Raw genomic sequence first — 6,827 nt, forward strand, 5'->3', positions numbered from 1 at the left:
CTTCAGTCGCTTCGCTCCTTCAGAATGACAATCAATTGCTAATCGCTCCTTCAGAATGACATGCACAGAAAGTAGGATGTCGCGGTACTAGACCTTCACTAATTCGCGATTCGCAATTCCCCTGACCCTATCGTTTCACTAATATCCTGCTGCAGTTCGGGCACCGCTCGAGTTTCTTGGATGCTTCAATTCGCTCAGCCTCGTTGCTTGGAAGCTCGACCCGGCATCCCTGGCACAAACCTTCCTCGAGGACGGTCACCGCCAACGGCTGCTTTGTTCTCACCCGCCCGTAGAGCTCTCTCGTGTCCTCGCTTAGCGCGGCAAAGACCGGCTCTCGCTCGGCCTGCAACTTTTGCAGCTGCCCTTTAATATCGGCCAGGCTGGCGTCCATCTCGGCTTTCGCCGCAGCAACTTCCGCCTTGCGCTCGTTTAACCGTTTCTCAACGGCCTTATTATTCGATTTTAAGCCATCGACCACGTCTATCTGCTCAAGCAGCTCTGTTTCTTTTACATCTGCCTGCTCTTTTAGGTGGTTAAGCTCCTGCTGCACGCTCGTGAGTTCTTTAGGATTAGTGATTGTGCCGCTGTAGAGGCGTTTTTGTTCCTTGTCGATTTTTTTATTAAGGCTATCGAGTTCATCCTCAATCTTTTTTTGAATTTGCGATTCATCACGAAGTTTCTTCTCGATCGCCTGGTAAAGCGCCTGCGTTTTATTTGTTTCCTCGCTCAGTTTCTGATAGCGGTCGCGCTCGGGCAGGTTCTTTTCACGGTACTGCAGAGCATCGATCTGCGTATCTATCTTTTGAAGTTCTTCCAGGGTTTTATACTCATCCATAGTCAACCCCTCTAGTAGATGATCATTAATCTCTATTCCAAGGACTGGTATCGATCTCCGATACCAAAACCTCAACCTTCAAACCCGCCTCGTTAATGGATCTCTGCAATTCCCGCGAAACTTCGGGGATAACAAGACGCTCCGTTTCGGCATGACCGGCGTCGACAATCGCAAGCCCTATCGCACGGGCTGCGTGGGCCGCGTGGTATTTAATGTCACCGGTCAGATATACATCGGCTCCCGACGCTTTCGCAACCCCGATGAGTTCGCCCCCGCTCCCTCCACACACGGCGACCCGGCTAACAACCGTATCCATATCGCCGGAGACTTTGAGATCGGTCCCCAGTTTATCAGCCCAGTTCTCTATGCAGTCGCGCAGTTTCCTCGTCTTTGTCATATTTCCAACCCTGCCAAAACCGACGCCCGGCGGGGGAGTTGTCACGTCATACACATCGTACGCTACTTCCTCGTAGGGATGGACGTCGAGGAGCGTTTGCACAACCTGCTCGATCCTGTCGGGTGCGACAAGTATCTCGAGCCTGTATTCATCGACTTCGTTTAACTCGCCGGATTTACCCAGAAAGGGGTGGGCGCCCAGCATGGGATAAAACGTTCCGATGCCCTCGACCCTGTATGTGCAGTGGCTGTATTCACCTATTACCCCACCGCCGACATTTCCGAGAGCCGAGATAATCTCATGAACATTGTCTTTTGGGACAAACACAACAAGCTTGTACATGTGGATATCCCGTGCGGGAAGCAATACCTCGATGTCCTGTAATCCCAGGACATGAGCCAATACATCGCTAACTCCATCTCTGGCCCGGTCAAGATTGGTGTGGGCGACCAGCAGCGAAATTCCGGAGCTGATTAAATCGGTGACCAACCCGCCGACATGATCCTCCGCCAACACCCTGTCGAGGCTCTTGAAAATAAGGGGATGATGGGAAAATATGAGCTGCGCCCCTTTTGACCGCGCTTCATGTAACACCTCATCGGTTACCTCGAGCGCCACCAGCACTTTGTTAACCGCCATGCCCGCGCTCCCGACCTGAAGGCCCACATTATCGCCCTCAAACTTTAAGTAACTGGGGGCTATGCCTTCAACAAGCCCCGCTATTTGCGCTACAATTGCCATCTATGTCACCCCATCCATAGTAAATAATAGCAGATTTTTTACAGAAATAGAGAATAACTTGGAAAGCCGGCAAGGATGTCTGACGGCAAGCTTGATTGCCCGCCCTCCTGCCAAACAAGCGCACGTATAATTGTTGTGTGGACTGGTATAATTATATTGAGACTAATATATGATTTATCATATGATTTATCCATCTTCCCGTTCGTTTTATTTAGGACAACGGGAGGAATATTTATAAGTCAAGATTTATAAGTGAGTACTATAGTAAAAGGAGGTTGAACACATGCTGTGCCAAAGATGTAACGAAAGGCCTGCCAGTGTAACATACACGCAGATCAAGGGCGAAAAGAAGGAAGTTAAATACATATGCGAGCAATGCGCGCATGAGCTGGGAATCCTGCCTGGGGCAGGAGGGGAAGGCTTTGACATATTCGGCATTCCGGATATGTCGAAGATGTTCCCGGAGTTCTTCAAGCAGAGCCGCGGAGATATTCTTGAGATGCTGTCTGAAAGCGCACAGGAAGCGCTCAATCTTTCGGCCAACGAAGCCGTCAGACTCGACTTCGACTATGTCGGAACAGAGCATCTGATCCTTGGCTTAAGTCGTGAGCGAATCGGCTCAAAGATATTAATGGACCTCGGGATCAACCTTGACGGCCTGCGAAAGGAAGTCGAGGACTTAATCGGACGCGGCAAAGGCGCCGCCGAGAAAGAGATACCGTTAAGTCCGCGCAGCAAACGCGCCCTGGAACTTGCCCTGGAGGAAGCAAGGTCGGCCGGTGAAAAATTTATCGGTTCCGAGCACCTGCTTCTCGGTCTCATCCGTGAGGACGAGGGCATTGCGGCCCAGGTACTAAAACGACACGGTGCCGACTACGGCCGTGCCAAACAGGAGGTAACGAACATGGCTGGTAAAGGTGAAATTCCTCCGGCGGCCTCTGCGGTGCCGAGCAGGAGCAAAACACCTGCGCTTGATCAGTACAGTCAAGACTTAACAAAGCTCGCGCGCGAAGGAAAGCTCGACCCGGTCATCGGCCGCGAAAAGGAAATAGAACGGATTATTCGTATCTTGAGCCGCCGTACAAAAAATAACCCGGCGCTTATCGGTGAAGCCGGCGTCGGCAAAACGGCAATCGCTGAAGGGCTTGCCCAGAAAATAGAAGCCGGTGAAGTGCCGGATACCCTCAAGGATAAGAGGGTCGTATCGCTTGACCTTGCCGGCATGGTCGCCGGTACCCGCTATCGTGGCGAGTTCGAGGAGCGGTTGAAGCATGTTATGGATGAGCTGCGCGAGAGGAGCGGTGAAATTATCGTCTTTATAGACGAGCTTCATACGATTTCGGGCGCAGGTGCGGCTGAGGGCGCAATCGACGCGTCCAATATGCTCAAACCCGCGCTTTCCAGGGGTGAGCTGCAAGTTATCGGTGCGACCACCCTGGACGAGTACCGGAAGCACATCGAAAAAGACCCGGCCTTAGAGAGAAGATTCCAGCCGATAATAGTCGGCGAGCCTACGGTTGAGGATACCATCGCGATCCTTAAAGGCCTGCGCGACCGCTATGAGGCCCACCACCGGGTAAAGATCAGCGACGAGGCTATTCTTGCGGCGGCGGAGTTATCTGATATGTACATAACGGACAGATTCCTGCCCGACAAGGCCATCGACCTTATCGATGAGGCCGGAGCCAAGGTACGGCTTCAGTCAACCGTCCCGCCCGTTGATGTAAGGGGCATGGAGGAGAAACTCGAGGTCATCCAACGCGAGAAAGAAGCCGCGGTCAAGGCCGAGGATTACGAGAAAGCCATGAAGTTGCGCGAAAAAGAAAGCCGGCTTAAAGAAGAACTCGATAAAGTCGAGCAAGACTGGGCGCGTGCCAGGGGCATGGCGAATGCGACCGTCACGACCGAAGATATCGCCGAGATAGTCGCAAGTTGGACCGGCGTTCCGGCCAAGAAGCTTGTCGAGGAAGAAAAGTCGAGGCTCTTAAAGATGGAAGAGGCCCTTCATGGTAGGGTCGTCGGCCAGGAGGAGGCAATCGTCGCCATATCCGAGGCGATCAGAAGGGCCCGTGCGGGCTTAAAAGATCCGAAGCGCCCGATCGGCTCGTTTATCTTCCTTGGACCGACCGGCGTCGGCAAAACCGAGCTGGCACGAGCATTGGCCGAGCACCTCTTCGGTGAGGAAGAGGCCTTGATCAGAATCGATATGTCCGAGTACATGGAGAAGCACACCGTATCCAGGTTGATCGGTGCGCCCCCCGGCTACGTCGGGTATGAGGAAGCCGGACAGCTTACCGAACCGGTTCGCCGTCGCCCGTACTCAGTGGTCCTGTTCGACGAGGTCGAAAAGGCCCACCCGGATGTTTTGAACATCCTGCTCCAGATCATGGACGATGGGCGTATAACCGATTCGAAGGGCCGTACGGTTAACTTCAAGAATACGGTTATCATCATGACATCGAATATCGGCAGTCAGTTCGTCAAGGAGTCTCGTCGCGAAATGGGCTTTAAGACCCGTCCAGGGGAAGCCAAGAGCTTTGAGGCGGTTAAGGGTCAGGTTCTGCGCGCTCTCGAAAAGAGCTTCAGGCCCGAGTTCCTAAACCGCGTCGACGAGATCATCGTCTTCCATCCGCTCACTTCAGAGCAGATCAGGGAGATCGTCGATATCCTGATGCTGCGCGTCGAGCACGAGCTTAAAGGGCAGCAGATAACCCTTGAGCTCACAGGCGATGTTAAAGACGTGCTCGCAAAAGAGGGCTTCGACCCGCTTCTCGGCGCACGTCCGCTGCGCAGGACGATCCAGCGTCGTATAGAAAACCCGCTGGCTTCAAAACTGCTGCGCGGTGAGTTTACCGAAGGTGACGTCGTTCTCGCCGAGATCGAGGAAGGCAAAATCGTCTTCAACAAACGACCCGGCGCCGTATCCACGGCAACCACCCCGGAATCCGAAGCCATCGAAAAGGCCGAAGAAACCGCAGACGGCGGCACGCCCGAAGCGTAATCACTTATAAAAATCGGGTAAGAGGGGGACTCGCGTCCCCCGTTATTTTTCCATCGGCATTTTTGGATCTCCGCCCCACTCATAGATAGATGCTTCGTAGTTTCTTACTTTCTCAAAGCCAACTGCTCTGAGGATCATGGATGCATATCCAGATCGAATGCCCATCGTTCAGTAGAGGGTGAAGTCGGTTTCAGGTGTTACACCGTACGATGCCATTATCTTCGTAATCTCTTCAGATGTCTTAGGCATGCCGTTCTTGTTGAGTAAATCTTGCCACAACATCGGCTTGGCGCCTTTAATGTGGCCGCCTCTCGGCTCCCCTGCATTTTGAGAGCCTTTGTATTCTTTTTCTGTTCTTACATCGATTACGACCTGTTTGCCTAGGTTCTTAAAGACATAGCCCTTGTTCGACGAGTAGCTCGGGTCATAGTCCTTAAGGGCTACCTTTTTCGTTGTAGACTTGGCTTGCGCCGGGTCAGCCGTAACATCATAGCCCAGTTCTTTCCAATATGAGAGCCCGCCGACCAGCATCTTAACGTTGTTCATGCCCGCCTGTTTCAGCTGCCAGACAGCCCTACCATCAGCGCCCGGCCCCTGAAACACGTCGGAATAAAAGACTACGGTCTTGTCGTTATCAATACCAAACGATTGCAGTGTTTTTGCTAATTCGGCTTTTTTCTTTACAGTCCCCCATCCCGCATCGCCCGGTTTTCCAATTTTGTCTGAAAACGCGGCTATCCCTATACCGACTGCTCCCGGTATATGCTCTTTTGCATAGATATCCGGCTTATTGCAATCAAATAAGACCAAATTGTCGCTACCTAATTGCGCCTTTAGTTCTTCCGGCGTAATCAGAAACTCATTGTTTTTGTACGCCGATGCGTCAAACTTTGGCGCCTCTGTTGTACCAGTTGCCGCCGACTTAATTGTCGTCTCGGTGCTACCGGCCGAAGATGACTGCGTTGAAGTCCCTTGAGAGCACCCGACCACCCCCAATACGAACATAAAGCATACGAGTAATATAATCGCGTGCTTTAACCTAAATTTCTTGCCCAACACTCTCTACCTCCCCTTTTTTCTTGTCGGTCCATACTTTCTTAAGCATTACGGTCAATGCGCTTAAGGCGAATAGGATGAGTAAGGCAGTCATGACCGCCTTAACGGTACCCGTCAGCATGCCGCCTATATAGGAATAAACGATTGTTGCCGGCAACTGACCGATGCCTGTTGCTATAAAAAACGGCCAGAACCCCATGCCGGTGATCCCTGCCGCGTAACTTACGATATCAAAAGAAATAAACGGCAAAAGCCGTGCTATCAAAACAGCATAGTTGCCGTAATCCTCGAAAAACTTGTCGACTCCTTCGAGCGCGCCGCGTGATGTGAGTTTTTCAACCGTTCCTCTGCCAAAATACCTGGCGATATAGAAGCACACGACGGCCCCCACCATAGCGCTCGACCAGGATAGAATAGCGCCATAAGCCCATCCAAACAGCGCAGCGTTAGCAAACGTAATAAGAAATGCCGGAAGCGGCGCTACTACCGACTGAAACACCATGAGCAGGAATGAAACTATCGGCGCCCATATACCAAACCCCAGAATATAGCCTTTCACCATTTCCACATCAAGCTGACTGAATATGAAAATGATTTGGTTAACGTTTACCTTTATAACCGGTACAAAGCTATACATAAGTATAACGATTAACAATATAAGTAATTTGCCTTTATAGCCGCCAAAAAATTTCTTAATAGTCGTTCATCCTGAAGGTGTCCTAAACTTAGTTGAAATTGAAATGGCTCCAGTCCATATGGTTTGATTAATGTGCAACCAATCAAGCCAAAAGCAAAGG

5 protein-coding genes are annotated in these 6,827 nt (G+C 51.5%); 1 reads left to right on the top strand and 4 read right to left on the bottom strand.

From position 1 onward, the window contains the following. Positions 1-127 precede the first annotated feature (127 nt). The gene (locus COY37_RS09235) at positions 128-835 is read right to left on the bottom strand and encodes a zinc ribbon domain-containing protein (RefSeq protein ID WP_286679088.1); all 708 of its coding nucleotides are present in this window, start codon (positions 833-835) and stop codon (positions 128-130) included. Between the two features lie 25 nt (positions 836-860). After that, positions 861-1,973 carry a Nif3-like dinuclear metal center hexameric protein gene (locus tag COY37_RS09240; protein ID WP_286679087.1) on the bottom strand — a complete coding sequence of 371 codons (1,113 nt, stop codon included), beginning with the start codon at positions 1,971-1,973 and terminating at the stop codon, positions 861-863. Between the two features lie 499 nt (positions 1,974-2,472). Here COY37_RS09240 and COY37_RS09245 point away from each other — a divergent pair, with 499 nt between their 5' ends. Then, positions 2,473-4,974: an ATP-dependent Clp protease ATP-binding subunit gene (locus COY37_RS09245; RefSeq protein ID WP_353682469.1), complete on the top strand. Its 2,502-nt coding sequence runs from the start codon at positions 2,473-2,475 to the stop codon at positions 4,972-4,974. Between the two features lie 168 nt (positions 4,975-5,142). Here the strand turns inward: COY37_RS09245 and COY37_RS09250 are convergent, their stop codons facing one another. Both COY37_RS09250 and COY37_RS09255 read right to left on the bottom strand, forming a co-directional pair. Then, on the bottom strand, positions 5,143-6,030 hold the full coding sequence (locus COY37_RS09250) for a sulfurtransferase (RefSeq protein ID WP_286977337.1): 888 nt from the start codon (positions 6,028-6,030) through the stop codon (positions 5,143-5,145). Next, a complete protein-coding gene (locus COY37_RS09255; RefSeq protein ID WP_502690522.1) occupies positions 6,014-6,727 on the bottom strand; it encodes a TVP38/TMEM64 family protein in 714 nt (237 codons plus the stop codon). The genes COY37_RS09250 and COY37_RS09255 overlap by 17 nt, the downstream gene beginning before the upstream one ends. Between the last annotated feature and the right edge of the window lie 100 nt (positions 6,728-6,827).

Origin of the sequence: Candidatus Aquicultor secundus, assembly GCF_002791875.1 — a bacterium.
In the GTDB taxonomy this organism is placed as follows: Bacteria; Actinomycetota; Aquicultoria; order Aquicultorales; family Aquicultoraceae; genus Aquicultor_A; species Aquicultor_A secundus.

Coding starts and splice junctions, on each gene's coding strand:
- COY37_RS09235 (WP_286679088.1), bottom strand. CDS start 835: ATGGATGAGTATAAAACCCTGGAAGAACTTCAAAAGATAGATACGCAG.
- COY37_RS09240 (WP_286679087.1), bottom strand. CDS start 1,973: ATGGCAATTGTAGCGCAAATAGCGGGGCTTGTTGAAGGCATAGCCCCC.
- COY37_RS09245 (WP_353682469.1), top strand. CDS start 2,473: ATGCTGTCTGAAAGCGCACAGGAAGCGCTCAATCTTTCGGCCAACGAA.